Below are 26,184 nucleotides of genomic sequence, written 5' to 3'. Positions count from 1 at the left end.
CCGTGGCGGGCACCCCGCCGCCCTACCGGGCTGGGAGACCCCGTGAACGTCATCCTCGACAACTTCTCGCTCTACCGCGACGGGTTCCTGCAGACCTTGAAGATCTGCGCGCTCGCCGCGGTCGGCGCACTGGTGCTCGGCACGGTCGTCGCCGGGTTCCGGGTATCACCGGTCCCGCCGCTGCGCTGGGTCGGCACCGCCTGGGTCACCGTGTTCCGCAACTGCCCGCTGACCGTGGTGCTGTTCTTCTGCGCGTTCGGGCTGCCGGAGATCGGCGTCAACGGCGCCTACTTCTGGTTCGGTGTCACCGGTTTGGTGCTGTACACCTCGGCGTTCGTCTGCGAGGCGGTCCGCGCCGGTGTCAACTCGGTGCCCGCCGGGCAGGCGGAGGCGGCGCGCGCGGTCGGGCTGACGTTCGGCCAGTCGCTGACGTCGGTCGTGCTGCCGCAGGCGCTGCGCACGGTGGTGCCGCCGCTGGGCAGCGTGATCATCGCGATGATCAAGAACTCGGCCATCGTCGGCGCGTTCGGCGTCGGCGGCGACCTGTTCGCCGTCGGCGACACGCTCACCTCCGCCCGCGGTGAGGCGGCGCTGCCGGTGCTGACCGGGGTCGTCCTCGGGTACCTGGCCATCACCATCCCCGGTGGCCTGCTGCTCGGCCTGCTGGAGCGGAAGGTGGCGATCGCGCGATGACCACGTCCGTGCTCTACGACGCCCCCGGACCGCGCACGCGGCGGCGGACGCTGGTCGGCAGCGTGCTGGCCGGGCTGCTGGTCGTCGCCGTGCTGGCCGTCGTCGGCTCCCGGCTCGACGAGAAGGGCCAGTTCAGCGCCGAGAAGTGGGACCCGCTGGTCAACCCGTCGTCCGACACGTTCGACCAGGTGTGGAACCTGCTGGGCGGCGCGCTGGTCAACACGCTGGTGGCGGCCGCGCTGGCGATGGCGTTCTCGCTGGTGATCGGGACCCTGCTGGCGGTGCTGCGGATCACGGCGTCCCGGTGGTACCGCTGGCTGGTGGTCGGGTTCATCGAGCTGTTCCGCGGTGTCCCGGTGGTCATCTCGATCTTCTTCGCCGCCCGGGTGCTGCCGACCCTCGGCGTCGACCTGGACAACCTGTGGTTCCTGGTCATCGGGCTGACCGTGTACAACTCGGTGATCATCGCGGAGATCGTGCGCGCCGGGGTGAACTCGCTGCCGACCGGGCAGCGGGAGGCCGCGGAGTCCCTCGGCCTGCGCCGGGCGCAGGTGCTGGGGCTGGTCCTGCTGCCGCAGGCGTTCCGGGCGATGCTGCCCGCGCTGATCAGCCAACTGGTGGTGGTGCTGAAGGACACCTCGCTCGGGTTCATCATCAGCTACGAGGAGACGGTGCGGACCGCGGGCATCATCATCCAGAACCTGGGCAACCCGATCCAGGTGTACCTGGTCGTGGCCGCGTTGTTCATCGCGGTGAACTACGGGGTAAGCCGCTTGGCGGTGTACGTCGAGCGGCGGCTGAGCCGGGGTAAGAAGGCCGCGGCGACGTTGTCGGCCACAGATCCGGCGGGTGCCGGAGCGGGTGGGGGCGGTTGACCCGCACGGTCGTACTCGACGTGATGCCCGCAGACCCCTGGGGTCTGCGGGCATCACGTTGAAGACCGCCTACTTGGTGCGGCGGAAGAGTTTCGAACCGAGCCACACGATCGGGTCGTACTTGCGGTCGGCGACGCGTTCCTTCATGGGGATGAGGGCGTTGTCGGTGATGCGGATGTGCTCGGGGCAGACCTCGGTGCAGCACTTGGTGATGTTGCACAGGCCGAGCCCGTTGGCCTCCTGCGCGGCGGGGACGCGGTCGGCCGTGTCGAGCGGGTGGAACTCCAACTCGGCGGCGCGCATGAGGAAGCGGGGACCGGAGAAGGCGTCCTTGTTGTCCTCGTGGTCGCGGACGACGTGGCAGGTGTTCTGGCAGAGGAAGCACTCGATGCACTTGCGGAACTCTTGCGAGCGCTGGACGTCGACCTGCTGCATGCGGTAATCGCCGGGGGCGAGGTCGGCGGGTGGGGTGAACGACGGGATCTCGCGGGCCTTGGTGTAGTTGAACGACACGTCCGTCACCAGGTCGCGGATCACCGGGAAGGTGCGCATGGGGGTGACCGTGACGGTCTCCTCCTCGGTGAAGGTCGACATGCGGGTCATGCACAGCAACCGGGGCCTGCCGTTGACCTCGGCCGAACAGGAGCCGCACTTGCCCGCCTTGCAGTTCCACCGGACCGCCAGGTCGGGCGCCTGGGTGGCCTGCAGGCGGTGGATGATGTCGAGCACGACCTCGCCCTCGTTGACCTCCACCAGGAAGTCCCGCAGCTCACCGCCCTCGACGTCGCCGCGCCAGACCTTGAACTTCGCCTTGTACGGCAACTCCTCAGTCCTTTCGTGCCGGGTGGGTGTTCAGCTCACCGTCGGTGTAGTACTTCTCCAGCTCGGTCAGCTCGAACAGCTCCAGCAGGTCTTGGCGCAACGGCTCCTGCTCCTTGCGGGTGACCGCGACGTCCGGGACCAGCGCGTCACCCTCGGTCGAGCAGACCAGCAGCGTGTTGCGCCACTGGGCGTCCATCATCGGGTAGTCGTCGCGGGTGTGGCCGCCGCGGCTCTCCGTGCGGGTCAACGCGGCGCGCGCAACGCACTCGCTGACCAGCAGCATGTTCCGCAGGTCGACGGCCAGGTGCCAGCCGGGGTTGTACTGGCGGTGGCCCTCGACGACGACCTGGCCGATGCGGGAGCGGATCTCGGCCAGCTTCGCCAGCGCCTGCTCGACCTCCGACGCCTTGCGGATGATGCCGACCAGGTCGTTCATCGACTGCTGCAGCTCGTTGTGCAGCGTGTACGGGTTCTCCTCGACGCCGTTGGCGGGCGGCTCGAACGGCGCCAGCGCGAACTCCGCCGCGGTGTCCACATCGGACTGGGCAACCGCAGGGCGCTCGGTCAGCGACTCCACGTAGGACGCGGCGCCCAGACCCGCGCGGCGGCCGAACACCAACAGGTCCGACAGCGAGTTGCCGCCCAACCGGTTCGAGCCGTGCATACCGCCCGAGCACTCACCGGCGGCGAACAGGCCGGGCACGGTCGCCGCGGCGGTGTCCGGGTCGACCTCGATGCCACCCATCACGTAGTGGCAGGTCGGGCCGACCTCCATCGGCTCGGCGGTGATGTCGACATCGGCCAGCTCCTTGAACTGGTGGTACATCGACGGCAGCCGGTTCTTGATCTCCTCGGCGGGCAGCCTGCTGGCGATGTCCAGGAACACGCCGCCGTGCGGTGAGCCGCGACCGGCCTTGACCTCGGAGTTGATCGCGCGGGCCACCTCGTCGCGGGGCAACAGGTCCGGGGTGCGGCGGTTGGTCTCCTGGTCGGTGTACCAGCGGTCGGCCTCCTGCTCGCCGTCGGCGTACTGGCCCTTGAACACGTCCGGGATGTAGTTGAACATGAACCGCTTGTTGTCGGAGTTCTTCAGCACCCCGCCGTCGCCGCGCACGCCCTCGGTGACCAGGATGCCCTTCACGCTGGGCGGCCACACCATGCCGGTCGGGTGGAACTGGACGAACTCCATGTTGATCAGGGTCGCGCCCGCGCGCAGCGCCAGCGCGTGCCCGTCACCGGTGTACTCCCAGGAGTTCGAGGTGACCTTGAACGACTTGCCGATGCCACCGGTGGCCAGCACGACCGCGGGCGCCTCGAACAGGATGAACCGACCCGACTCCCGCCAGTACCCGAACGCACCCGCGATCCGGTTGCCGTCCTTGACGAGCTCGGTGATCGTGCACTCGGCGAAGACCTTGATCCGGGCCTCGTAGTCGCCGGACTCGCGGAAGTCCTCCTGCTGCAGCGACACGATCTTCTGCTGCATGGTGCGGATCAGTTCCAGACCGGTGCGGTCACCGACGTGCGCCAGCCGCGGGTACGTGTGCCCGCCGAAGTTGCGCTGGCTGATCCGGCCGTCCGCGGTCCGGTCGAACAACGCGCCGTAGGTCTCCAGCTCCCACACCCGGTCCGGGGCTTCCTTGGCGTGCAGCTCGGCCATCCGCCAGTTGTTCAGGAACTTCCCGCCGCGCATCGTGTCGCGGAAGTGGACCTGCCAGTTGTCGTTGGAGTTCGCGTTGCCCATCGACGCGGCGCAGCCGCCCTCGGCCATCACCGTGTGCGCCTTGCCGAACAGCGACTTGCACACCACGGCGACCCGCAACCCGCGCTGGCGAGCCTCGATCACCGCGCGCAGCCCGGCGCCACCAGCCCCGATGACCACCACGTCGTAGGAGTGGCGCTCGACCTCGGTCATGTGTTCCTCTCGAAATCTGGCTTTTTCCCTGGCGCCTCTAGAAGAAGCGCAAGTCGGAGATGGTCCCGCTGGCGACGAGCATCACGTAGAGGTCGGTCAACACCAGCGTGCCCAGCGTCGTCCAAGCAAGCTGCATGTGCCGGACGTTGAGCTTGGAGACGAGTGTCCACGCGCGGTAGCGCAGGGGGTGCTTGGAGAAGTGCTTGAGCCTGCCGCCCGCGATGTGCCTGCACGAGTGGCACGACAACGTGTACGCCCAGAGCAGGACCACGTTCAGCAGCAGGACCAGGTTCCCCAGACCGAGGCCGTGGGTGAGGGCCACGATCGCGTCGTAAGTATTGATCACCGAGACAACGAGCGCCACGTAGAAGAAGTAGCGGTGCGCGTTCTGCACGATCAGCGGCAGCCGGGTCTCCCCCGAGTACGACCCGTGCGGCTCGGCCACCGCGCACGCCGGCGGCGACTGCCACACCGACCGGTAGTAGGCCTTGCGGTAGTAGTAGCAGGTCAGCCGGAAGCCGAGCAGGAACGGCAGCGCCACGAAGCCGAGCGGGATCCAGCCGGGCAGCTCCGGCAGCGGGGTGCCGAAGTGGCTGGATCCCGGCAGGCACGACTCGCTCAGGCACGGCGAGTAGAACGGCGTCAGGTAGCCGTACTGCTCGACCACGTACCACTTGCCCATGAACGACCGGACGGTCGCGTACACGATGAAGGTCAGCAGGCCCAGGTTCGTCAGCAGCGGCGGCAGCCACCACCGGTCGGTCCGCAGGGTGCGCGCGGGGATACTCGCCCGTGCGGGGGCGCCAACACCTGACGTCATCGTGTCCTCGTCGATCCTGTTGTCGACCGGCGCCGCGCGCCGGCCCTGGTTGGGCTAGCGCTGGTAGCCGCCGACACCCTCGTCGTCGGCCCCGTGCCAGAGCGCGGGGTCGTACGGGGTGTCCGGCACGACCACGACGTCGACCTCCTCCGCCCGCCGCGGCACCGGGGCCGATGACGAGCCGGTGAGGTCCGCGGCGTCGATGTCGATCCGCTCGATGTCGTTGACGAGCCTGCGCACGGCGGGCACGTCGCCGTAGCGGGCGCGCAGGGCGCCGACGCACTGCCGGAGCTGACCGATGGTCCGCTGCAGCTCACTGATCTCGGTACTCGACATGTGCACACCTCCGTACCCGGGTCCGGTCGCGGTGTCGGGGTCCGTAGCCGTCCGTGGACCCGCGACGCCGCTCGTCGCCGACTGTGCCTTGCGACGGCAGATGTGACAAGTACCACACGCGGCGGGTCGATGGGTGATCACCCCCTCGCCAACCGTGGTCAACACCTGTGATCTCGCGCACACGTTGACCTTGGTCTTGTGTTGTTAGGGCTGGTGAAACCGTTGCGAGGCAAGGGAAGTGAGCCGCAACTGTCGATTGTGACACTGCCCACTGTGGCCGGCCCTCAAGGTCGTTCCAGGCATGCGGCCCGCCCGGTTTTCGCCCCCGGGAATTGCCGCGACCTCCGCCGCCCACTCACTGGCCGTGATGACGCGGACGCGGGTTGTCGACCGGGAACCCGGACAAGTCGGGCCACCCGCGCACGACCGTGCCGACTACCGCCACCGGTCTGCCGGATCAAGGCAGGGCTGGAGGAAGCGGAAGCGAACCCGCTTCCGGACTGGTCGACCCGCGGGGACTAGTCGGCTTGGTCGGCCCGGTCGGCGTCGATCTCGGTGCGGACGACGCGGTAAGCCAGCCCCTCCGAGTAACCGCGGCGGGCCAGCATGGCGACCAGCCTGCGGATCTTCACCTGGTCGTCGTGGGCGCGCAGACCGGGGAGCTTCTTGCGGACCAGCTCGGCCGCCCGCTCCACCTCGGCGTCGGTGTCCACCGCCGCGACCGCCTCGGCGACCACGTCCTCGTCGACCCCCTTGCGGCGCAGCTCCGTGGCCAACGCCCGCCGCCCGAGCCCCCGGTGCTCGTGCCGCGACCGCACCCAGCTCTCCGCGAACGCCACGTCGTTGATCAGCCCGGCGGCGTCGAACTTCGCCAGCACCCCGGCCGCGACGTCGTCCGGGATCTCCTTGCGCCGCAGCGCCTGCGCCAGCTCCAGCCGGGTCCGGTCCCGGCCCGCCAACAGCCGGTAGCAGAGATCCCTGGCCTTGGCGGCCAACTCCGCCCGGTCCGGCTCGCCACCGGTCGAGTCCTGGTGGTCCGCGCCCCGCGCCTCGGGATCGGCACCGCGCCGACCGGCTCGCCGGGAGGCCGCCCGCCCACGGCGATCACGCTCGCCACCGGTCGGCTCCGACGTCTCCAGATCGAGGCCAGGCCGTTCGGTTTGCCGGGTGGCCGCGCGGCCGCCACCGGGCTCGTCCGACGCGGCGAGCCTGCGGCGCAGGACGGCGAACTCGGGCGCCTCGGCGCCTTCTTCAGCCGAGGTGCTCAAGTCTTCTCGTGCGGCGGCGCTTCGGGACGCGCGTGCCGAGATGGTGTCGGGACGAGCCGCGACACCCGTCGTACCCGCCCGGGGCGAGGCGGTTCGCCGCGCCCCAGCGCCGCCGGTCGGGGCGGAACCACCCGACGGGTCAGCAGCTTCCCGGCCGTCGGCAGTCTGCCGTGGACTGTCCTGTGTGGACTTGTCCGGCCCGGTCGCCCACCAGTCGTCCGGCTCGGGTGGGGTGGCGGGCGGGTTCTCCTCGGTGCTCCACCACTCCCCCGCCTGCGCGGGTGCCTCGGCGTCGGGCTCGGCCCACCAGGTCCCCGGGGCTGCCTCGGCGGCCCCGGGGGCGGGCTCGGGGGCGGGCTCGGTCCACCACCCGGCGGGGGTGTGGTCGGGCATCAGAACTCGACGGGGGCGGGAGCGGTCTCGTCGGCGTCCAACTTGGCGCCGATGCCGAGCTTCTCCTTGATCCGCTTCTCGATCTCGTCGGCCACGTCCGGGTTCTCCAGCAGGAACTTGCGGGCGTTCTCCTTGCCCTGGCCCAACTGGTCGCCCTCGTAGGTGTACCAGGCGCCGGACTTGCGCAGGATGGCCTGGTCGACGCCCATGTCGATGAGGGAGCCCTCGCGGCTGACGCCCTTGCCGTAGAGGATGTCGAACTCGGCCTGCTTGAACGGCGGGGCGACCTTGTTCTTCACGACCTTGACCCTGGTGCGGTTGCCGACCGGCTCGCCGCCGTCCTTCAGGGTCTCGATGCGGCGCACGTCCAGCCGCACGGAGGCGTAGAACTTGAGCGCCTTGCCACCGGTCGTGGTCTCCGGGGACCCGAACATCACGCCGATCTTCTCGCGCAACTGGTTGATGAAGATCGCGGTGGTGCCGGAGTTGTTCATCGCGCCGGTCATCTTGCGCAGCGCCTGGCTCATCAGCCGGGCCTGCAGGCCGACGTGGTTGTCGCCCATCTCGCCCTCGATCTCGGCGCGCGGCACCAGGGCGGCCACCGAGTCGATCACGATGATGTCCAGCGCGCCGGAGCGGATCAGCATGTCCGCGATCTCCAGCGCCTGCTCACCCGTGTCCGGCTGGGAGACCAGCAGCGCGTCCGTGTCCACCCCCAGCGCCTTGGCGTACTCCGGATCCAGGGCGTGCTCGGCGTCGATGAACGCGGCGATGCCGCCCGCGCGCTGGGCGTTGGCCACCGCGTGCAGGGCGACGGTGGTCTTACCGGAGGACTCCGGGCCGTAGATCTCGACGACCCGGCCGCGCGGCAGGCCACCGATGCCCAGGGCCACGTCGAGGGCGATGGAACCGGTCGGGATGACCGCGATCGGGGCACGGCCCTCCTCGCCCAGGCGCATCACCGAGCCCTTGCCGAAGTTCTTGTCGATCTGGGCAAGGGCGAGTTCGAGCGCCTTGTCCCGGTCGGGTGCTGCAGCCATCTTCGATCCACCTCGGGTCTGTTTCGTGCTCACGGGGGGCACGCTACGGGCAGGGACCGACGATTGTCGGCGGGCACCGCCGGTCTGTGGACAAACGTCGGGCGTCGTCTCCCCGGGAGGGTAGCGAACACCTGTTCGACCTCGACCGCCGACACGCCGGTGCGCGGGTCACCGGCGGTCCGGTGGCACCTCGAACGCGTCGCAGACGGCCTGCCAGATCTCCTTGGTCGGCAGCCCGGCGTCGATCGCCTGGTCGACGGTGCGGCCGCCGAGAGCGGCGAAGACGTGGTCGTGGGCGATGGTCTCGGCCCGCTGGGGGCCGAACTCGTCGGCGAGCATGGCTCGGAAAGCGGTGATTCGCATCGCCGCCAGTTTAGTGGCCCGACCCCGAGCGGACAGCCGCGCGGCCGGGGTGGTCATCGGACGGGGTGGTCGTCGGCCGTCAGGCGGTGCTGCCGGGCTTGACGTGGTCGTTGAAGTAGCCGAGGACGTCGCCGTCGCCGGAGCCGGAGGTGGACGGCAGCGCCATCACCGTCCCCATGATCGGCGTGCCGGACACGGTGAACATGAGCAGCGCGGTGCCGCTGCCCAGGTCGGCCACCTGGTACTTGCCGCTCTTGCCGCCGCCGTCCCAGTTGCCGTTCTGCGCGGACGACTTGCCCGCGACCACGGCGAAGGCGGCGTCGATGTTCTGCTGCACCAGGTCCTCGGAGGTGAACTGGTGGTAGAGCACGTAGTAGCCGCCGCTGGGCTTGCAGGTCACCGCGATCGCGCCGGGGGTCGCCTGCTCGGAGCCGTTGATCTTCATCCCGGCCGCGCAGTCGTCGTTGGCGACCTGGCCCGCGACCTCCCGCATGCACGGCGTGAAGCCCTGCGCGTCGGTGGTCTTGTCGGTGCAGTCCGCGGTGACGCCGCCGGAGCTGCCGCTGGTGGCGATGATGATGCTGACGATGCCGATCACCACGACCGCGACGACGGCGGTGGCGATGTACCAGACCTTGTTGGAGTTCTGGCCCGGGTTCTGACCGGCGTTCTGGTGCGGTACCGGTAACGGCTGGTGCTGCACCGGGGTCGGCATGGACGGCGGGTTCTGCGCGGGCGTTGGCACCGACGGCGGGGCCTGCGCCGGAATCGGCCGCGACGGTGGACCCTGTACCCGCTGCGTGCTCGGGAACGTCTGCGGGGTGGGTGCCTGCGCGGGTTGCGCGGTCTGCGACGGCTGCGCGGTGAAGCCACCTGTGCGCGGTGGGACCGTCGTGCGCGCGCGGCGGACAGCGTCAATGGCTCCGGACATGTCGCCGGTGCGCATCGTGATGCCCTCTTGCGGCACGTGGTGCGCGCCGAGGGCGACGGCGGTCTCCGGCTGGTCCAGGCTGGTCGGCACCACCCGCAACTGCTCGGCGATCAGGGTCGCCACCAGCGGGATCCGGCTGGAGCCGCCGACCAGGTAGATGCCGACGAGCCGGTCAGGGGTCATCCCGGTGGACCGGATGGTGGCCGCCAACAGCTCGACGCTGCGCAGCATGCCCGGCCGGATCAGCGCCTCCAGTTCGACCCGGGTGACCAGGACGTCGTTGAACGGCTCCGGCAGCGGCACCTCGGTCTGCGGGTGCCGGGACAGGGCTTCCTTGGCGGCCTTCACGTCCTCGCGCAGGGCCCGCTGGGCGCGCCGGTCGGCGGTGGACTCGGGGCGCAGCAGCCGCTGCCAACCGACCGGGTCGCGGTGCGACACCTGGCGCCCCACGTGCTCCAGCAGCGCCTGGTCCACGTCGAGACCACCGAGGTCCGGCAGGCCAGCCTCGGCGAGGACGACGAACCCGTTCTGCGTGGCACCGACGATGGCGACGTCGAACGTGCCCGCGCCGAGGTCGTAGACCGCGAGGGCCTGCCCGGAACCGAGGGTCTGCCCGGGGAACGAAGCGAAGTGCGCCGCGGCGGCGACCGGTTCGGGAACCAGGACCAGGTTCGACCCCATGCCCGCCTGCCGCGCCGCCGACAGCAGCACGTTGCGCCGCACCGGCCCCCACTGCGCGGGATGGGTGAGCCGCACCTCGTCCGGCTTCTTGCCCGCCAACTGGCGGGAGGTCTCGTCGGCGACCCTGCGCAGCACGCCTGCGAGCGCGTCGGTCACCGGGATGACGGTGTCGCCGAGCAGCAGCGTGCCCTCGTCGACCCGGCGCTTGGGGTTGGGCTCGAACCGGGACGGGTCCAGTCGGGCCCGCCGTTCGGCGTCACGGCCGACGACCAGGCCGCCGTCCTCGCCCGCGAACACGGCCGAGGGCATCATCGAGGCCCCGTCGACGTCGACCACCCGCGGCGGGCGGCCGTGCGCGCACAGCACCGCCACGGTGTTCGACGTGCCGAGATCGACCGACAGGACGTTCACTGCTCTCCCCTCAACGCGCGCCCGCTTCGGGCATCCCCCCAGGGTGTCGTCGCAGATGCTCCCATGTGTGACACGCCGCGTGGGCTCGGTCGCCCAGATCGCCACGTGCCCGAGGTCACCCGCGGTGGCGCCCTACCGTACCCAGGCCCGCGGCGGTCTCCCACGTCCACCACGGCGAGGTCCCGGGTGGACACTCAGCGGAGTTGTCCACATTCGCCGGGGCTGTGCACAGCCCCGGTCGGGCCGTGGCGTTGTCGGCCACCTGGGGTAACCATGGACTCGTGACCACGAACCCGCTCGACCTCTTCACGGCCCCGACCCGGCACTGGTTCGCCGGGGCGTTCGCCGCGCCGACCGACGCCCAGGCCGGGGCGTGGCGGGCGGCCGCGGCGGGCGAGCACGCGTTGGTGGTCGCCCCAACGGGATCGGGCAAGACACTGGCCGCTTTCCTGTGGGCGCTGGACCGGTTGGCGGCGGAAGGTGTGCCGTCGGACGCCAAGCGGCGCTGCCGGGTGCTCTACGTGTCACCGCTGAAGGCGTTGGCGGTGGACGTCCGGCGCAACCTGCGCGCCCCGCTGGCGGGCATCCGGCAGGCCGCGCACCGGCTGGACCTGCCGGAGCCGGACATCGCGGTCGGCACCCGCACCGGCGACACCCCGGCCGACGAGCGCCGCTCGTTCGCCAGGACCCCGCCGGACGTGCTGGTCACCACCCCGGAGTCACTGTTCCTGCTGCTCACCTCGGCGGCGCGGGACTCGCTGCGCGGGGTCGGCACGGTGATCGTCGACGAGGTGCACGCGGTGGCGGGCACCAAGCGCGGGTCGCACCTGGCGCTGTCGTTGGAGCGGTTGGACGCCCTGTTGGAGCGGCCCGCGCAGCGGATCGGGCTGTCGGCGACGGTGCGGCCGGTCGAGGAGGTGAGCGCTTTCCTCGGCGGCGGCCGACCGGTCACGGTGGTGCGGCCGGAAACCGCGAAGACGGTTCAGGTCAGCGTGGAGGTCCCGGTCGCCGACATGGCGAGCCTGGGCGAGGGCCCCGCCACCCCGGTCGACCCGGACGCGCCGGAGGCCCCGGACCGCCCGTCGATCTGGCCGCTGGTGGAGCGGCGGGTGCTGGACCTGGTCCGGGCCCACCGGTCCACCATCGTGTTCGCCAACTCCCGGCGGCTCGCCGAGCGGATGACCGCCCGGCTCAACGAACTGGCCGCCGAGCAACTCGCCACCCCCGCCGCGGTGGAACGGTTCGCCACCGACACGATCGGCCGTGGGCAGCCCGCGGCCGAGGCGGTGGACCCGCGGGCGAACGGCGACCCGGCGGTAGCACTCGGCCGGTTCCCGGCGGAGGCGGTTGGGCAGTCGGGCGTGACCACGATGGTCGCGCCGGTGGTGGCCAGGGCGCACCACGGGTCGATGTCGCGGGAGCAGCGGACCGTGGTCGAGGAGGACCTGAAGTCCGGCCGGCTGCCGTGCGTGGTGGCGACGTCCTCGTTGGAGCTGGGCATCGACATGGGCGCGGTCGACCTGGTGGTGCAGATCGAGGCCCCGCCGACGGTCGCGGCCGGGATGCAGCGGGTCGGCCGGGCGGGCCACCAGGTCGGCGCGGTGTCGCGCGGGGTGATGTTCCCGAAGTTCCGCGGCGACCTGGTGTCCTGCGCGGTGGTCGCGGAGCGGATGGCGGGCGGGGCCATCGAGGCGGTGCGCTACCCGCGCAACCCGCTCGACGTGCTCGCCCAGCACATCGTGGCGATGACCGCGTTGGAACCGTGGACGGTGGCGGACCTGGTCGGACTGGTGCGCCGGGCCGCGCCGTACGCGTCGCTGCCGGACTCGGCGCTGTACTCGGTGCTGGACATGCTGGCGGGCCGGTACCCGAGCGAGGAGTTCGGCGAGCTGCGGCCGCGGATCACCTGGGACCGGGTCAGCGGCGAGCTGCGCGGGCGGCCGGGGGCGCAGCGGCTGGTGGTCACCTCCGGCGGCACGATCCCCGACCGCGGCCTGTTCACCGTGATGACCCCGCCGGACGAGCGCGGCTCCGGGTCCCGGGTCGGCGAGCTGGACGAGGAGATGGTCTACGAGTCCAGGGTCGGCGACACGTTCCTGCTGGGCACCTCGGCCTGGCGGGTGCAGGACATCACCCACGACCGGGTGATCGTCACCCCGGCTCCCGGCGAGCAGGCGCGGATGCCGTTCTGGAAGGGCGACGCGCCGGGGCGGCCGCTGGAGCTGGGCCGGGCGCTGGGCGCGTTCGTCCGCGAACTGTCCTCAGTGGAGGAGCCGGCCGCGCGCGAGCGGGCGGCGCTGGCCGGTTTGGACGAGTGGGCGACCGACAACCTGCTGGCATACCTGGGCGAACAGCGCGCGGCGACCCGGCACATCCCCGACGACCGGACCGTGCTGGTGGAGCGGTTCCGCGACGAGCTGGGCGACTGGCGGCTGGTGGTGCACTCCCCCTTCGGCGCACAGGTGAACGCGCCGTGGGCGTTGGCGATCGGCGCGCGCCTACGGGAAAGACGCGGCATAGAGGCGCAGATGGCGCACTCCGACGACGGCATCGTGATACGGCTACCGGACGCGGTGGACGATGCCGGGCAAGAGGTGGTCGCCGGGGTCGAGGACGTGTTGCTGGATCCCGATGAGGTGGAGCAGATCGTGGTGGCCGAGGTGGGCGGCTCGGCGTTGTTCGCCTCCCGGTTCCGCGAGTGCGCCGCGCGCTCGTTGTTGCTACCGCGCCGTGATCCCCGCCGTCGCACGCCGCTCTGGCAGCAACGGCAACGATCGGCGCAGTTGTTGTCGGTGGCGGCGAAGTACGAGCAGTTCCCGGTCGTGCTGGAGGCCATGCGCGAGTGCCTGCAAGACGTGTACGACGTGGCGGGCCTGCGCGAGCTGATGACCGACGTGCGGGCGCGGCGGGTCCGGGTGGTCGAGGTGGAGACCCCGTCGGCGTCGCCGTTCGCGCGCAGCCTGCTGTTCGGCTATGTGGGCATGTTCCTCTACGGCGTGGACGTGCCGCTGGCCGAGCGGCGGGCGGCGGCCCTGTCGCTGGACAGCGCCCTGCTGGCCGAACTGCTGGGCTCCGAGGCGATCCGCGAACTGCTCGACGTCGACGTGCTGGCCGAGGTCGAGCGGTCGCTGCAGCGGCTGGACCCGAACCGGCACGCCCGGCACGCCGAGGACGCCGCCGACCTGCTGCGCTTCCTCGGCGACCTGTCGGTCGAGGAGGCCGCCGAACGCGGCGTGCGGCCCGAGTGGCTCACCGAGCTCGTCGCGGCCCGGCGGGTGCTGCGCGTCCGGATCGCAGGCGCGGAACGGTACATCGCGATCGAGGACGCCGGTCGGGTCCGCGACGCGCTGGGCACCGCGTTGCCGGTGGGTGTACCGGAGGCGTTCACCGAGCCCGTCGCCGATCCCGTGGGCGATCTCTTGGCCCGGTACGCCCGCACACACGGACCGTTCCCCGCGCAAGAGGCGGCGGTCCGGTTCGGGCTGGGCGTGTCCGTGGTGACGGGCGTGTTGGAGCGGTTGGCGGGCAGCGGCCGGTTGGTGCGCGGCGAACTGCGCCCGGGTGGCACCCACACCGAGTACTGCGACGCCGAGGTGTTGCGCCGGTTGCGGCGCACCTCCTTGGCCCGGCTGCGGGCGGAAGTGGAACCGGTGGAGGCCGCCGCGCTGGGGCGGTTCTTGCCGAGTTGGCACGGCATCGGCAGGCAACCGCGCGGCGTGCCAACCGCCGACGACGTCCTGTCGGTCATCGAACAGCTTGCCGGAGCACCACTTCCGGCGAGCGCGGTCGAGTCGTTGATCCTGCCCAACCGGTTGCCCGGCTACAGCCCCGCGCTGCTCGACGAGCTGACCGCGGCGGGCGAGGTCACCTGGTGCGGCACCGGGGCGCTGGCCGGTGGCGACGGTTGGGTCGCCTTCGCACCCAGCGATGTCGCGGACCTGTTGCTGCCGGACGTGGAAGAGGCCGTCCCCGACACACCACTGCACGGCGCGGTTCTGTCCGCATTGGACGGTGGTGCGCTGTTCTTCCGCCAGATCGCCGACCGCACCGGCGCCGTCCTCCTCGACGGTGGCGCGGAAACCCCCGCCGACCAGGACGTGGTGTCCGCGTTGTGGGACCTGGTGTGGGGTGGCCTGGTCACCAACGACACCATCGCCCCGCTACGAGCGCTGGTGTCCGGCAAGGGGGCCGCGCACAAGCCCCGTCGAACACCTCCGCGCGGCCGGTACGCCCGTCTCCGCACCGCGCGACCGGCGATGCCCAGCCGCACCGGCCCACCAACCGTCGGCGGCCGGTGGTCGCTCGTGCTCCCCCGCGAAGAAGACCCCACCCGCCGCGCGCACGCCCGCGCCGAGGCGTTCCTCGAACGCCACGGCGTCCTCACCCGCGGCGCCCTCGACACCGAACGTGTCGTCGGCGGCTTCAGCGGCGTCTACAAGGTGCTGCGCGCCATGGAAGACTCCGGCCAGATCATCCGCGGCTACGTCGTCGAGGGCCTCGGCGCCGCCCAGTTCGCCGCCCGCGGCGCCGTCGACCGCCTCCGCGCCCTCTCCCGACCCGACTCGCCCGTTCCCACCCCCGACGTCACCATCCCCGACGGCTGGCCCGTCCCCGCCGCCATCAGCCAACCGTCCACACCGGACACCCCGGTCAACGCCGTCGTCCTCGCCGCCGCCGACCCCGCCCAACCCTACGGCGCCGCCCTCGACTGGCCCGCCCCCGTCGGCGACGGCAAACACCGCCCAGCCCGCAAAGCGGGCGCCCTCACCGTCCTGGTCGACGGCACCCCCGCCCTATACGTCGAACGCGGCGGCCGCACCCTCCTCTCCTTCACCGACGACACCCCCACCCTCCACGCCGCCGCCACCTCCCTCACCCACGCCGTCCGCGCAGGCTGGCTCGGCCCCCTCTCCGTCCAAAAAGCCGACGGCGAAACCGCCCTCACCTCCCCCCTGGCCACCACCCTCCGCGACGCCGGTTTCCACGCCACCCCCAAGGGTCTGCGCCTCCGGGCCTGACCCACGACCACGAACGAACAGGAAAGGCGATGCCAACAGGTAACTCACTGGGAGATGCGTCCAGGAACACCAGCACCAAGCCGAAACCGTTAGCGCTCAGCAAGGTGACGAGCAATGCGGCCACCCACCGCAGAACCTCAACGCACCCGACCAACGTGTTCGGCTTGGCAGGTGCGGTGTCGCCCGCATTCTCCGCGGCTTGGGGCACAAGGTTGTGTCTCACCTTTCGGTGGCCCGGGGTTGTCCAACGACCTCGCCGCGGGTTCAGCGGGAGGTGAGCACGCAGAACTCGTTGTGTTCCGGGTCGCGGAGAACGGTCCAGGGGGCGTTGTGCTGGCCGACGTCGGCGGGGGTGGCGCCGAGAGCGCGGAGGCGAGCGACCTCGGCGTGCTGGTCCTCGCCCGGGTGGGCGGCGACGTCGAGGTGGATGCGGTTCTTGGGGGGTTTGGAGGTGTCGGTGCGGAGAAATTCGAGCCAGGGGCCGTGGTGGTCCATGCGGTGCAGGGAGGCGTAAGCGGGGTCGTCGCGGACGATGCGCCAGTCGGTGGCGGCGGCCCAGAAGGTGGCTTGGGCACCGGGGTCGTTGGCGTCGACGACGATCGCCGCGACGGCACCGGTGTCCGCGTACTCGGGGCGGGGCTCGAGCACGCAGAACTCGTTGCCCACGGGATCGGCGAGCACCACCCACGGAACATCGCCCTGGCCGATGTCGATCCGGGTCGCGCCCAACGACAACGCCCGGCGGACGGTGGCGTCCTGGTCGGTCGGGGACAGGCTCGACAGGTCCAGGTGGACCCGGTTCTTGCCGTTCTTGGCCTCCGGCACGGGAACGAACACCAAGTCCATGTCCCACCCGTCTTCCGGTGGCGCGGACACGTCGACCTCACCGCCGTCGGCCTCCGCCACCCGCCACCCGAGGAGGTCGGCCCAGAACCGGGCCAGCGCTAACGGGTCGACGGCGTCCACCACGACATTGACCAGGCGCGTAGGCATGCCTGGACGCTAGTGCACGTGACCGTTTCCCGCCGACGAAACCGGCCGGGTGGGGACGAGCCGGAACTCGTTGCCCTCCGGGTCGAGCAGCACCCCGTCCGCGCGGGTCGCGCCGATGTCGAGCAGGTGCGAGGTGTCCGCGTCGTCGTCGGTGGCGGCGAGGTCGAGGCTGACCCGGTTCGGGCCGTGGCGTTCCTCCGGTACGCGGAGGAACTCGATCCACGGCCCAGTCGTGTCGGTGGCGCGCAAGGCCGCCGAGTTCTCCTCCGCGTGCACCAACGGCCACCCCGTCGCGGCCGACCAGAAAGTGGCCTGGCGAAGCGGATCGGCGGCATCGACGACGAGGGCGGCCAGCGGACCGGTGTGGTGGTAGAGGTCGCCGGGTTCCAGGATGCAGAACTCGTTGCCCTCCGGGTCGCGGAACACCGTCCACGGCACCCCCGGCCCCTGACCGACGTTGACCTCGGTGGCCCCGACATCAGCCGCCAACGACGTCAGCACCTGGTACTCGTGCGCGCTCTCAGTCGCCAGGTCCAGGTGGATCCGGTTCTTCCCGGTCTTCCCCCACCTGGCGGGCACGAACGCCAAGTCCAACCCGCATCCCCCCAGGTCAGGCGCCACCAACCGATGACAGCCCGCGCGCCCGGGAGTGGCGGTGCCGCCGAGCATGATGTACCAGAACTGGGCAGCGTGCGCCGGGTCGATCGCGTCGATCACGAGGCTCGCCAGGCGGGTGGACATATCCGACACCGTAGTCCTGTCCGCCCCACCACAACTCCCCCGCGCGTTCCCACCCCCGCACTTCGCCCGAAACCCATTGCCACGCAACAAAAGAAGCCCTAGGCGGTGAGTTCCACAACTTCGCCCTGACAACCTGCCCCGACTTCCGTCCGGGCACGCCCTCCCCGACTTCCCGCCACCCACCAAGTCAAGTTGCCCACCCCCAGCCCAGGGCTTCAGCCATCCGCCCAGGTCGAGTTGCCCACTCCCCGCTTCTCAGCCACCCGCCCAAGCCCAGTTATCCGCCCCTGCCTGCGGACTTCCAGCCATCCCCAAGTCGAGTTGCCCACTCCCCGCCCCGGGGGCTTCTCAACCACCCGCTCACTCGCCCCGGCTTCCCAGCCATCTGCCCAGGTCAAGCCGCCCCTCCTGTCCCCCGGACTTCCCGATCATCAGCCCTAGGTCGAAGTTGCCCACCCACTGTCCCGAGCCTCCCGACCATCCACTTCAGGTCGAAGTTGTCCACCCGCCACCCCGCCCTCCCAGCCGTCTACCCAGGTCGAGCTGTCCACTCGCTCCCGTGCTTCCCAGCATCCGCTCAGGCCGAGTTGTCCACCTCTATCGGCCTTCCCGGCGTTCGCCCAGGCCGAGTTGTCCGCGTCTGCCGGCCTTCCCAGCGGCCGCGCAGATCGAGTTGTCCACATTCCGCCCAGCGGTCCACAGCCAACGGCACCACCCCCTGTTGACCTTGCCACCCCGGTAGACTGGCATCGGGGACGCCCCCCGGGAAGGGTGGGGGCCGCCCGGCCGCGGGGAGTGGAGGGGCAGGGGGTGTGGCTGGTGGGAGGGGATCCCGCCGCCCGTCGGGGAGCAGGGGCGCGGCGGGGGTCAGCGGGTGGCGAGGCGGAGGAGGGCCCAGAGTTGGGTGAGGGCGTCGAGGTCGCCGTCGCGGTGGACTTCGTTGGAGAAGACGGCGCGGCGGCCCCAGAGCCAGAGGTAGAGCTCCTGGGGGGACGCGGTGACCGTGGCGGCGGCGAGGGCGGCGGCCAGGGGTGGGACGGGGGTGGCGGCGGTGCTGGTGGTGGTGACCTCGGCCAGCCAGGTGTGACCGGCGGTGCGGACGGCGACGCTGGTGGCCCTGGTGCCCGCGACACCGAGGGTGGCGAGGCGGTGGGTGAACCACAGGGTCAGCACCTCGTCGACCCCGTCCACCGCGACGTCCGCCGGGACCGGGTCGATGTCGACCCCGGCGGCGCCTTGGACGTCGACCCGGTGCACGGTGGCCTCGTGCGCCATGCGGCGGCGCCAGAAGCCGTAGGTGAGGTCGGTGGGGTGCCAGGTGGGGCACGGGGCGTCCGACGGGTGCGCGGCCAACTCGCCGAGCAGGGTGCGCAGGCCGTCGCGCAGGTAGTCCTCGACCGGTTCGCCGTCGCGGGGTTGACGCCGCCAGTGGGTCGGGCGTTCGCCGGTGCGGATCCAGGTGACGGCGACCCGGTACACGCTGCCCAGGTGCCGCGCGGTCTCGCCGACGGTCAGGCCGGGGCAGCCGGGCACCGGGCGGTCCGGGTCGGCGGTGGCGGCGAGGTCGGCCACCGCCGAGGTCTCGGTTTCCAGGACGTCGAGCAGCCGGTCGGCATCGATCAGCGCGGTCACCGCCCGCTGCCGTGCACGGCGCGGTGGACCAGGGTGATGAACTCGGCCACGTGCCGGTGCAGGTCCTCGGCGGCGCGCGGGCCGACCCGGCTGGTGATCCCGGCCTGCACCGCGGCCCTGGTCGCCGAGCAGGACGCGAAGAACGCCGCCCACTCGCGCATCTCCGGGGCCACCGACGACATCAGCGTCCACACGCTGGTCGGTTTGGCCCGACCGCGGTGCGGCCTGCCCCGCGCGGACAGCAACGCGGCCGCGGCGCGCAGGGCGCACAGGTACGACTCGGTGAACAGGTGCGCGGGCGCGGCGTCCGGGGACACCGCCGCGAACCCGAGCTCGGCCTGCCGCAGCAGGGTGACCGCCGCGGCCGGCGGTGCCTGGGTGACGGGGAAGTCCAGCGTGCTGGTCATTCAGGGCCTCCTCGCGATCAGACGTCGGGCGACGACACGCCGAGGGGAGCCGGCGGTGCCCGGTGGTGCGGCGCTTCCCCCGCCCACCACCGGGCGTGTTCGAACTTGTGTTCGAACAAAACCAGAGTAACCCGAGGTGGGCGCCGGTTCAAGCGGCCCGCGGTGTGACGTGCCGGGCCGGGTGGTGGGATGGAGCGGTGAGCGCAATCGAGCACCGGTCGGTGGCCGGGACCGCGGCGGCCCTCCGGGCGGCCGGACTGGACGCCGCGGCCGACGGGATCCGCCTGCTCGCCGCCGACGTCCGCACGGCGGCCGCCGCGGCGGCGGCCCTCGGCGTGCCGGTCGGCGCGATCGCCAACAGTCTCGTCTTCATCGCGACCGGCGAGCCGGGCTCGGGCGAGCGGACCGGGCCTTGGCCGCTGTTGGTGCTCACCTCCGGTGACCACCGCGCCGACACCGGTCGGCTGGCGGAGTTGGTCGGCGCCGTCGAGGTCCGCAAGGCCGACCCCGCCTTCGTGCGCGAGCACACCGGTCAGGCCATCGGCGGGGTCGCGCCGGTCGGGCACCCGGCGCCGGTGCGCACGGTGGTCGACGAGCACTTGGCGCGCTACCCCGAGGTGTGGGCCGCCGCCGGTCACCCGAAGTCGGTTTTCCCCACCACCTACGCCGATCTGGTGACCCTCACCGGGGGCACGGCTGCGTGGGTCGCCGCCGAGGAGGATGATCCGTCGACGTGACCGCCGCACCTTCCCCCGATGTGGCCCGCTTCGCCGAGCTGACCGGCGATGAGCTGCGCACCCGCCTGCGGGAGGCGCTGGCCCTCTACGTCACCGCCATGCGCTACCCCAGGGGCACCGCCGAGCAGCGGGCACCGATGTGGCTGGCGCACGTCTTGCGCGTGGGGTGGCGCTGCGTCGCCGCTTTCGACGCCGAGGACCGCATGACAGGCATCGCCTACGGCTACCAGGGCGCCCCCGGGCAGTGGTGGCACGAGCAGGTCAAGCGCGGGGTCACCGAGCGGCACGGGGCGCCGTTGGCCGACGCGTGGATGGCCGACTACTTCGAGCTCACCGAGCTGCACGTGCTGCCCGACGCGCAGGGGCAGGGCATCGGCGGTGAGCTGGTCCGCAGGCTGGTCGCGGGGGCCGCCAACCGGCACGTGCTGCTGTCCACCCCGGAGGGCCCGTCCCGGGCGTGGAACCTCTACCGGAAGCTGCGGTTCGTCGACGTCCTGCGCGACTACCAGTTCGCGGGCGACCCGCGGCCGTTCGGCGTGCTGGGCCGCGAACTGCCGCTGGCGGACTGAGGGTCACCAGGCGAAGACGGTGACCTTGTCACCCTGGTGCGCCTTGCTGCCCGCGGCCGGTCCCTGGGTGAAGACGCGGCCGTTGGGGTTGGAGAACGGCTGCAGGTCCAGTTGCAGGCCCACCCCGGCCAGGATGGTCTGGGCCTCCTGCACGGAATGGTTGGTCACGTCCGGCACGGTCACCGCGGACGACGTGATCACCGCGACCCGCTTGGACGCGCCCGCGTCGACCTTGGCGCCCGCCGCCGGGTCGGTGCGCACCGCGCGGCCGCCGTCGACGTCCGGGGAGAACTCGGGCTGCCCGTCGTAGGGTTCGAGGCCCGCCTGGGTGAGGGCCTGGAACGCCTCGTCCCGGGTCTTGCCGTGCACGTCCGGCACGACCTTGGGCGCGGGCCCCTTGCTCAGCACGATCACGACGCGCTGCCCGAGGTCGAGCTTGGTGCCCGCGGGCGGGTCCAGCTTCACGACGCGACCGGCGGGGACGTTGTCGTCATAGACGTTCTTGCCGTCGTCGTACTGGGGTTGCAGTTCCTCGCCCGCCACCGCCTGCTCGGCCTGGTCCTTGGTCACCCCGGCCTGCACGTCGGGCACGACCGGTTTCCCGGCGGACACGACGAGCTTGACCTCGTCGCCGCGCAGCGCCTCCGCGCCCGCCGCGGGGTCGGTGCTGATGACCACACCCGCCTCGACCTTGTTGTCGCGGACGCGGGTGACCTGCGGGCTGAGGTCGGCGGAGCGGATGGCCTGTTCGGCGGCGGCGGAGTCCTGGCCGGCCAGAGCCGGTACCTGGGTGTAGCGGCCGCTGGAGAACCACCAGATGCCGGTGGCGAGCAGGCCGACCACCAGCACGGCGGCGATGCCCAGGAGCACCAGCCTGCGGGTGTTGCCCAGCCCCGGTTTGGCAGGCTCGGGAGCGGCGGGGATGCCGTACGGGATGGAGTGCGGGCCGGTGACCGGCTGCTGCTGCGCCGACTCGATGACCCGGTCCAGGTCCGAACGCAGCATCGCGCGGGTCCCCTGCGGCCCGGCCGCGGAGAACCCCGGGACCTGGTGCACCACGGTGGCCTGCGGGAACGCCCCCGACTGCGGTTGCGGGAACGGCACGGACTGCGGCGGCGCGGTGCGCAACGTCGAGTCCGGGTCCAGGTTCTGGTTCTGGTTCGAGGCGATCGCGGCGGCCGGGACCTTGACCGTGTCCTCCGGGTCCAGCGCGGCCAGTTCCTCGGCGGCGGCGTGCGTCGGACCGGACGGCAGTTGACCGGACAGGGAGTGGGCGGACGTGGTCGTCGAGTCCGGCGGCGCGGGATTGGGGATCGGGACCCGCATCCGCGGCAGTGACAGGGTCGCCCGGACCTGCTGCAACTCCACCAGGAACGCGGCGCCGTCGGCGGGGCGGGCAGCCGGGTCCCGGCGGGTCGCGCGGACCACCAGTTCGTCGAGCATGGGCGGGATGCCGGGCACGGCGGCGCTCGGCGGCGGGACGTCGTCGTTGACGTGCCGGTAGGCGACGGTCAGGGCGTTGTCGCCGGTGTACGGCGGGGAGCCGGTGAGCGCCTCGTAGAGCACGATGCCCGCCGAGTAGACGTCGCCGCGGGCGGTGGCGGTGCCGGTGGTGACCTGCTCGGGCGAGAGGTAGGCGACGGTGCCGAGGATGACGCTGCTCTTGGTGGTGCCGACGCTGGAGACAGCCCGGACCAGGCCGAAGTCGGCGACCTTCACCATGCCGCCGGTGCCGATCAGCACGTTCTCCGGCTTCACGTCCCGGTGGATCAGACCCTCACGGTGCGCGGCGGCCAACGCGGACAACACCGGCTCCATGACCGCGACCGCCAGCGGGACCGGCAGCGTGCCGCGCTCGGTGAGCAGGTCACGCAGGGTGCCGCCGCTGACCAACTCCATCACCAGGTAGACGTGGTCGCCGTCAAGACCCTGGTCGTGCACGGCCACCACATTCGGGTGGTGGATCTTGGCGGCCGACCGGGCCTCCCGCTCGAACCGCTCGACGAAGGTCTTGTCGGCGGCGAACCGCGAGTCCATCACCTTGATCGCGACCGGTCGGTCCAGCCTGGTGTCCACGCCCCGGTACACCGCCGACATCCCGCCGCGAGCCAGCGGCGCGTCGACCCGGTAGCGCTGCTCCAGCAGCGCCCCGACCAGACCCGGCGCGTTGTCCTCCACAAGGGTGGATCGTACGGAGCGGCGGGTCGGCACGCGCCCACCCCCGGGAATCTGTGACTTGTGGCCCGGTCAACTCGGCCGAGTTGTCCACATTCCCCTCGATCGTCCCCAGCCCGCAGCACCCGCCCCTGTCGATCTCGGCCAGCCGGTAGACTGGCCTCGGGGACGCCCCCCGGGAAGGTTGGGGGCTGGCCTGGGGGACGGGCGGAGCTGAACTTGGCTGCGCGGGTCGATTGAGTTGTCCACGTTCTTCCTGGCCGTCCACAGCCCGCGACGCCCGCCCCCGTCGATCTCCGCCGGCCAGACTGGCCCCGTGAACGCCCCTGGACAGGGCGAGGGCTGGCCTGGGGCGCGAGTGGAGCCGAGTCGAAGCCGAACTTGGCTGTGCGGGTCGGTTGAGTTATCCACATTCCCCGCGACCACCCACAGCCCACGACACCCGCCCCTGCCGATCTCCGCCAGCCGGTAGACTGGCCTCGGGGACGCCCCCCGGGAGGGTGGGGGCTGGCCTGGGGCGCGGGCGGAGCCGAGTGGGGCTGAGCTTGGCCGTGTGGGGCCGGGCTGGGTGGGGCTGGGGCGTGGGTGGGAATGGCGGTGGGGCTTGGGTACCACCCTGGCCGGGTGAATAGTCGACTGCCTTGGGGCGGCGGGTATGGCATCGTTGCGGGCTGTGAGTTCAATCCCCGCGGCCACCGATGTGCTCGATCCGGACGTCCCGGTACTGCCGCTGCCTGATGTCGCCGACCGCCTCGCTCAGCCGATCACTCGGGTGCACCAGGCGTTGCGCGATCACCAATTGCTTGCTGTGCGGCGTAAGGGGGTGCTGGTTGTGCCTGCCGAGTTCATCACCGACGACGGTGAGTTGGTGAAGGGGTTGGCGGGCACGATCACCGTGCTCAATGACGCCGGGTATGGGCCGGATGAGGTGATCCGGTGGTTGTTCACCGCCGATGACACCTTGCCCGGCAGGCCGATTGACGCATTGCGTGGCGACCGGGGGCGTGAGGTCAAGCGCCGGGCGCAGGCGCTCGCGTTCTGAGTCGGGCGAGCGCGCACCGCGCCAACCCCGGTGCCGCCATGACGATCCTGCGCCCGGCGGGTACGACTGCCCGCCGGGTGAGGACGTCGTGGTTGGCGGCGGCGATCTCGTCCAGGATGGCCGCGTAGAGGCGGGTGGCGGTGGCCACGCAGGGGCGGGACATCGAGTCCAGCAGCGCGATGCCCGGTTCGGCGGCCCGGTAGGCGGCTCGGGCGAGGGCCGCGAAGTGCGCGATCGCTTGCCGAACGGCTTTGTCCGGTCCGTGGGCGCGGGCGTGGAGCAGCCGGTCCCGGTCGACGTCGAAGGCCGCCAAGTGGTCGGTGGGCAGGTAGATCCGGCCGCGGTCGAGGTCTTCGCCGACGTCGCGAAGGAAGTTGGTGAGTTGGAACGCCTCGCCGAGTGCCGACGCGTATGGGGCGGCTTCGGCGCGGGTGGACACAGTGCCCAGGACCGGTAGGAGCATCAGGCCGATCACTCCGGCGGAACCGTGTGTGTAGTGGGCCAACTCGGCCAGGTTGGCGTAGTCGGTGACGGTCAGGTCCATCCGCATCGACTGCAGGAAGGCCGAGAACAACTCTTGGTCGATGTCGTACCGGCGCACGGTGTCGACGAGCGCCTGCAGCACGGGTTCTTGGGTGGGACGACCATCGAAGGCTGACTTAAGAGCCTGCTCCAACGCGAACAAGTCACCGGCCGGGTCGGGCCCGGGGTCGTCGACAAGCTCGTCGGCCACGCGCGCGAAGCCGTACAACGCGTGCACGGCTGGTCGGCGCGACGGTGGCAGCAGCTTGGTCGCGAGGTAGTACGTGCGGCCGTGGCGGGCGTTGATCTCGCGGCTGCCCGCGTAGGCCGCGTCCAACGTGGTCAGCGCGCGCACCCCACCCATTGCCCCGCCGGGCAGCCCCCGGCGGCTTTGGCGGTGTCGACCAACTGCTTGAGCAGCCCGTAGGCCGAGCCCGCGGTGTCGGCGGCGGTGAGCAGGTCGACCCGGCACACCGCCCCGGTCACGCCGAGGCAGACCCGGGCCTGCCCCTTGGCCTCGTCGGTCCAGCGCTTGTCGGACACGCCGTACTTCCAGACCTTGTTCGCCTGGCCGATGGAGTAGACGAAGTAGGCGCCGTCGGTCTGGTGCGCTTTGGCGTCCGCGGGCGTGGCCTTGGTCGCGGCGGTGAGCTTCGTCAGGTCGGGCGGGTCGGCGAGCACCACGGTCGACCACTCGACGCTGTACGGGTGATTGCCGGGCACAGTGTTGGCTTTCGCGTAGAACTGCACCCACGCGGGGGAGGACAACGTGCAGGTGGCGCTACCGGGTTGCCCTGGCGCGATCGGACCCGCCTGGGATTCACACACACCGAGCGGCTGGCTGTCGCCCTGCCAGTTACCGCGCACGGACACCTTGACGGATGCCTTGCCGCCGTTGGTGAACTGCACGACGATCGAACAACTCGTCGCGCCACAGCCTTCAAAGGTGTGGCCGCTCTCCTGCACGGTGTTGAGCACGTCCACCGGCGCCGTCAACTGCCCCGCCGCGGTGGCCGTGTCCTGGTAGAACTTGGGCAGGTCCGTGGTCGTGTCGGTGACCGTGGTGGACAGCTTCTTGACCGTCGTCGTGTCCGACTGCCCCGCGGTGTCCAGCTCCACCTTCACCACGCCGTGCGGGGCCTGGTCGGCCAGGTAGACCGCGCCCTTCACGGCGGGCAGCCGGAACACCTTCGCGCCCGCCAGGTCGCTGGTCTTGCGGTCGGCCAGCGGTTTGCCCGCGTCGTCGGCGTTGAGGATCAGGTACTGCCGCAGCGACTGCGGCGTGAACACGTCGGCCAACTCCATGCCGATCAACCCGCCGGGGACCTTGACCCACCGGTCGGCCACGGCCGTGCCCTTGCTCTCCGCGTTGGTCACCCCGGACAGCGCGGCCCAGAAGTCCGCCGCCGCCTTCAGGTACGTGCCGCGCTCGACGACCAGCACGCTAGCGGGCTTGCCACCCAGGGTCAGCGATCCGGCGATCTCACCGGAGCTCGCCGCGGACAGGTCGAACTCGACCGGCGAGCCGGACGCGGTCGACATGGTGCCCTTGTAGTGCAGCAACCCGGCCTCGCCCAGGTCGACCAGGGACTGCGCGGCCGAGTCGGAGGTCGACGGCGGGCCGATCGTGGCCGCCACCGGCGACCCCGCCACCGCCGAGTCGCACGCGGCCACCAGGGCGAGCACCGCGAGCACCGGAACCGCGCGAGCCCCCCTGACTCCCCTGGGCCCCCGCCAAGCCGACCAGCGCATCGCCGCTCCCAATCGCCACCCACCTCGCCGCGAGCATTATCACGGCAC

Annotated in this window: 21 protein-coding genes; 6 read left to right on the top strand and 15 right to left on the bottom strand. The window is 71.5% G+C overall.

Features of this window, described 5'->3' with window-relative positions; translation table 11 throughout:
- Nucleotides 1-42: 42 nt before the first annotated feature.
- Nucleotides 43-693, top strand: a complete 651-nt coding sequence (locus H504_RS0102710; RefSeq protein WP_026421509.1) for an amino acid ABC transporter permease — start codon at nucleotides 43-45, stop codon at nucleotides 691-693.
- On the top strand, nucleotides 690-1,568 hold the full coding sequence (locus tag H504_RS0102705) for an amino acid ABC transporter permease (protein ID WP_026421508.1): 879 nt from the start codon (nucleotides 690-692) through the stop codon (nucleotides 1,566-1,568). Before H504_RS0102710 ends, H504_RS0102705 begins: the two co-directional genes overlap by 4 nt.
- 69 nt (nucleotides 1,569-1,637) lie before the next feature.
- Here H504_RS0102705 and H504_RS0102700 read toward each other — a convergent pair whose 3' ends face one another.
- The 8 genes from H504_RS0102700 to H504_RS0102665 all read right to left on the bottom strand — a co-directional run bounded on the left by H504_RS0102700 (nucleotide 1,638) and on the right by H504_RS0102665 (nucleotide 10,548).
- Nucleotides 1,638-2,390: a succinate dehydrogenase/fumarate reductase iron-sulfur subunit gene (locus H504_RS0102700; protein ID WP_026421507.1), complete on the bottom strand. Its 753-nt coding sequence runs from the start codon at nucleotides 2,388-2,390 to the stop codon at nucleotides 1,638-1,640.
- A gap of 4 nt (nucleotides 2,391-2,394) precedes the next feature.
- Nucleotides 2,395-4,305 carry a fumarate reductase/succinate dehydrogenase flavoprotein subunit gene (locus H504_RS0102695; RefSeq protein ID WP_026421506.1) on the bottom strand — a complete coding sequence of 637 codons (1,911 nt, stop codon included), beginning with the start codon at nucleotides 4,303-4,305 and terminating at the stop codon, nucleotides 2,395-2,397.
- A 37-nt stretch (nucleotides 4,306-4,342) separates the two neighbouring features.
- Nucleotides 4,343-5,125, bottom strand: a complete 783-nt coding sequence (locus tag H504_RS0102690; protein WP_026421505.1) for a hypothetical protein — start codon at nucleotides 5,123-5,125, stop codon at nucleotides 4,343-4,345.
- 54 nt (nucleotides 5,126-5,179) lie between these two features.
- A complete protein-coding gene (locus H504_RS0102685) occupies nucleotides 5,180-5,461 on the bottom strand; it encodes a hypothetical protein (RefSeq protein WP_026421504.1) in 282 nt (93 codons plus the stop codon).
- Between the two features lie 518 nt (nucleotides 5,462-5,979).
- On the bottom strand, nucleotides 5,980-7,122 hold the full coding sequence (locus H504_RS43805; RefSeq protein ID WP_084467318.1) for a RecX family transcriptional regulator: 1,143 nt from the start codon (nucleotides 7,120-7,122) through the stop codon (nucleotides 5,980-5,982).
- On the bottom strand, nucleotides 7,122-8,162 hold the full coding sequence (gene recA / locus H504_RS0102675) for a recombinase RecA (protein ID WP_026421502.1): 1,041 nt from the start codon (nucleotides 8,160-8,162) through the stop codon (nucleotides 7,122-7,124). Before recA ends, H504_RS43805 begins: the two co-directional genes overlap by 1 nt.
- A gap of 168 nt (nucleotides 8,163-8,330) precedes the next feature.
- On the bottom strand, nucleotides 8,331-8,525 hold the full coding sequence (locus H504_RS0102670; RefSeq protein ID WP_026421501.1) for a DUF3046 domain-containing protein: 195 nt from the start codon (nucleotides 8,523-8,525) through the stop codon (nucleotides 8,331-8,333).
- Nucleotides 8,526-8,604: 79 nt separating this feature from the next.
- Nucleotides 8,605-10,548 (bottom strand): Hsp70 family protein, encoded by a 1,944-nt coding sequence (locus H504_RS0102665; protein ID WP_026421500.1) that lies wholly within the window; start codon nucleotides 10,546-10,548, stop codon nucleotides 8,605-8,607.
- Nucleotides 10,549-10,829: 281 nt separating this feature from the next.
- Here H504_RS0102665 and H504_RS0102660 point away from each other — a divergent pair, with 281 nt between their 5' ends.
- The gene (locus tag H504_RS0102660; RefSeq protein WP_026421499.1) at nucleotides 10,830-15,566 is read left to right on the top strand and encodes an ATP-dependent helicase; all 4,737 of its coding nucleotides are present in this window, start codon (nucleotides 10,830-10,832) and stop codon (nucleotides 15,564-15,566) included.
- 264 nt (nucleotides 15,567-15,830) lie between these two features.
- Here H504_RS0102660 and H504_RS0102655 read toward each other — a convergent pair whose 3' ends face one another.
- The 4 genes from H504_RS0102655 to H504_RS0102640 form a co-directional block, all read right to left on the bottom strand.
- Complete coding sequence (locus tag H504_RS0102655; protein WP_026421498.1) at nucleotides 15,831-16,559, bottom strand: VOC family protein; 729 nt, start codon at nucleotides 16,557-16,559, stop codon at nucleotides 15,831-15,833.
- Between the two features lie 9 nt (nucleotides 16,560-16,568).
- The gene (locus tag H504_RS0102650; protein WP_026421497.1) at nucleotides 16,569-17,300 is read right to left on the bottom strand and encodes a VOC family protein; all 732 of its coding nucleotides are present in this window, start codon (nucleotides 17,298-17,300) and stop codon (nucleotides 16,569-16,571) included.
- 867 nt (nucleotides 17,301-18,167) lie between these two features.
- Nucleotides 18,168-18,932, bottom strand: coding sequence for a maleylpyruvate isomerase N-terminal domain-containing protein (locus tag H504_RS0102645; RefSeq protein WP_026421496.1), 765 nt, complete (start codon nucleotides 18,930-18,932; stop codon nucleotides 18,168-18,170).
- A complete protein-coding gene (locus H504_RS0102640) occupies nucleotides 18,929-19,339 on the bottom strand; it encodes an SAV_6107 family HEPN domain-containing protein (RefSeq protein WP_026421495.1) in 411 nt (136 codons plus the stop codon). Before H504_RS0102640 ends, H504_RS0102645 begins: the two co-directional genes overlap by 4 nt.
- Nucleotides 19,340-19,536: 197 nt before the next feature.
- Between H504_RS0102640 and H504_RS32980 the strand changes: the two genes are divergently transcribed.
- Entirely contained in the window at nucleotides 19,537-20,076 is a 540-nt protein-coding gene (locus H504_RS32980) for a YbaK/EbsC family protein (protein ID WP_035303103.1), read from the top strand.
- Nucleotides 20,073-20,645, top strand: coding sequence for a GNAT family N-acetyltransferase (locus H504_RS0102625; protein ID WP_026421493.1), 573 nt, complete (start codon nucleotides 20,073-20,075; stop codon nucleotides 20,643-20,645). The genes H504_RS32980 and H504_RS0102625 overlap by 4 nt, the downstream gene beginning before the upstream one ends.
- Before the next feature lie 3 nt (nucleotides 20,646-20,648).
- On the opposite strand, the gene H504_RS0102620 is transcribed toward H504_RS0102625, so the two are convergent.
- Nucleotides 20,649-22,823, bottom strand: a complete 2,175-nt coding sequence (locus H504_RS0102620) for a Stk1 family PASTA domain-containing Ser/Thr kinase (protein WP_035303145.1) — start codon at nucleotides 22,821-22,823, stop codon at nucleotides 20,649-20,651.
- Between the two features lie 670 nt (nucleotides 22,824-23,493).
- On the opposite strand from H504_RS0102620, the gene H504_RS0102615 reads away from it, so the two are divergent.
- On the top strand, nucleotides 23,494-23,862 hold the full coding sequence (locus tag H504_RS0102615; protein ID WP_026421491.1) for an Rv2175c family DNA-binding protein: 369 nt from the start codon (nucleotides 23,494-23,496) through the stop codon (nucleotides 23,860-23,862).
- Here H504_RS0102615 and H504_RS0102610 read toward each other — a convergent pair.
- Nucleotides 23,831-24,748, bottom strand: coding sequence for a phytoene/squalene synthase family protein (locus H504_RS0102610; RefSeq protein ID WP_035303102.1), 918 nt, complete (start codon nucleotides 24,746-24,748; stop codon nucleotides 23,831-23,833). The two genes, H504_RS0102615 and H504_RS0102610, sit on opposite strands and share 32 nt — an antisense overlap.
- Entirely contained in the window at nucleotides 24,727-26,070 is a 1,344-nt protein-coding gene (locus tag H504_RS0102605) for a hypothetical protein (RefSeq protein ID WP_157440163.1), read from the bottom strand. The genes H504_RS0102610 and H504_RS0102605 overlap by 22 nt, the downstream gene beginning before the upstream one ends.
- Nucleotides 26,071-26,184: the final 114 nt, after the last annotated feature.

The organism is Actinokineospora inagensis DSM 44258, assembly GCF_000482865.1.
Lineage (GTDB): Bacteria > Actinomycetota > Actinomycetes > Mycobacteriales > Pseudonocardiaceae > Actinokineospora > Actinokineospora inagensis.
The sequence above is the reverse complement of the archived record's forward strand: the minus strand, read 5'-3'. Positions and strand labels throughout refer to the sequence as shown.

Bases quoted from the DNA above. Each gene is read 5' to 3' on its own strand.
- H504_RS0102705 (WP_026421508.1), top strand. From the start codon at position 690: ATGACCACGTCCGTGCTCTACGACGCCCCCGGACCGCGCACGCGGCGG.
- H504_RS0102695 (WP_026421506.1), bottom strand. From the start codon at position 4,305: ATGACCGAGGTCGAGCGCCACTCCTACGACGTGGTGGTCATCGGGGCT.
- H504_RS0102690 (WP_026421505.1), bottom strand. From the start codon at position 5,125: ATGACGTCAGGTGTTGGCGCCCCCGCACGGGCGAGTATCCCCGCGCGC.
- H504_RS0102685 (WP_026421504.1), bottom strand. From the start codon at position 5,461: ATGTCGAGTACCGAGATCAGTGAGCTGCAGCGGACCATCGGTCAGCTC.
- H504_RS43805 (WP_084467318.1), bottom strand. From the start codon at position 7,122: ATGCCCGACCACACCCCCGCCGGGTGGTGGACCGAGCCCGCCCCCGAG.
- recA (WP_026421502.1), bottom strand. From the start codon at position 8,162: ATGGCTGCAGCACCCGACCGGGACAAGGCGCTCGAACTCGCCCTTGCC.
- H504_RS0102670 (WP_026421501.1), bottom strand. From the start codon at position 8,525: ATGCGAATCACCGCTTTCCGAGCCATGCTCGCCGACGAGTTCGGCCCC.
- H504_RS0102655 (WP_026421498.1), bottom strand. From the start codon at position 16,559: ATGCCTACGCGCCTGGTCAATGTCGTGGTGGACGCCGTCGACCCGTTA.
- H504_RS0102650 (WP_026421497.1), bottom strand. From the start codon at position 17,300: ATGTCCACCCGCCTGGCGAGCCTCGTGATCGACGCGATCGACCCGGCG.
- H504_RS0102640 (WP_026421495.1), bottom strand. From the start codon at position 19,339: ATGACCAGCACGCTGGACTTCCCCGTCACCCAGGCACCGCCGGCCGCG.
- H504_RS0102610 (WP_035303102.1), bottom strand. From the start codon at position 24,748: ATGGGTGGGGTGCGCGCGCTGACCACGTTGGACGCGGCCTACGCGGGC.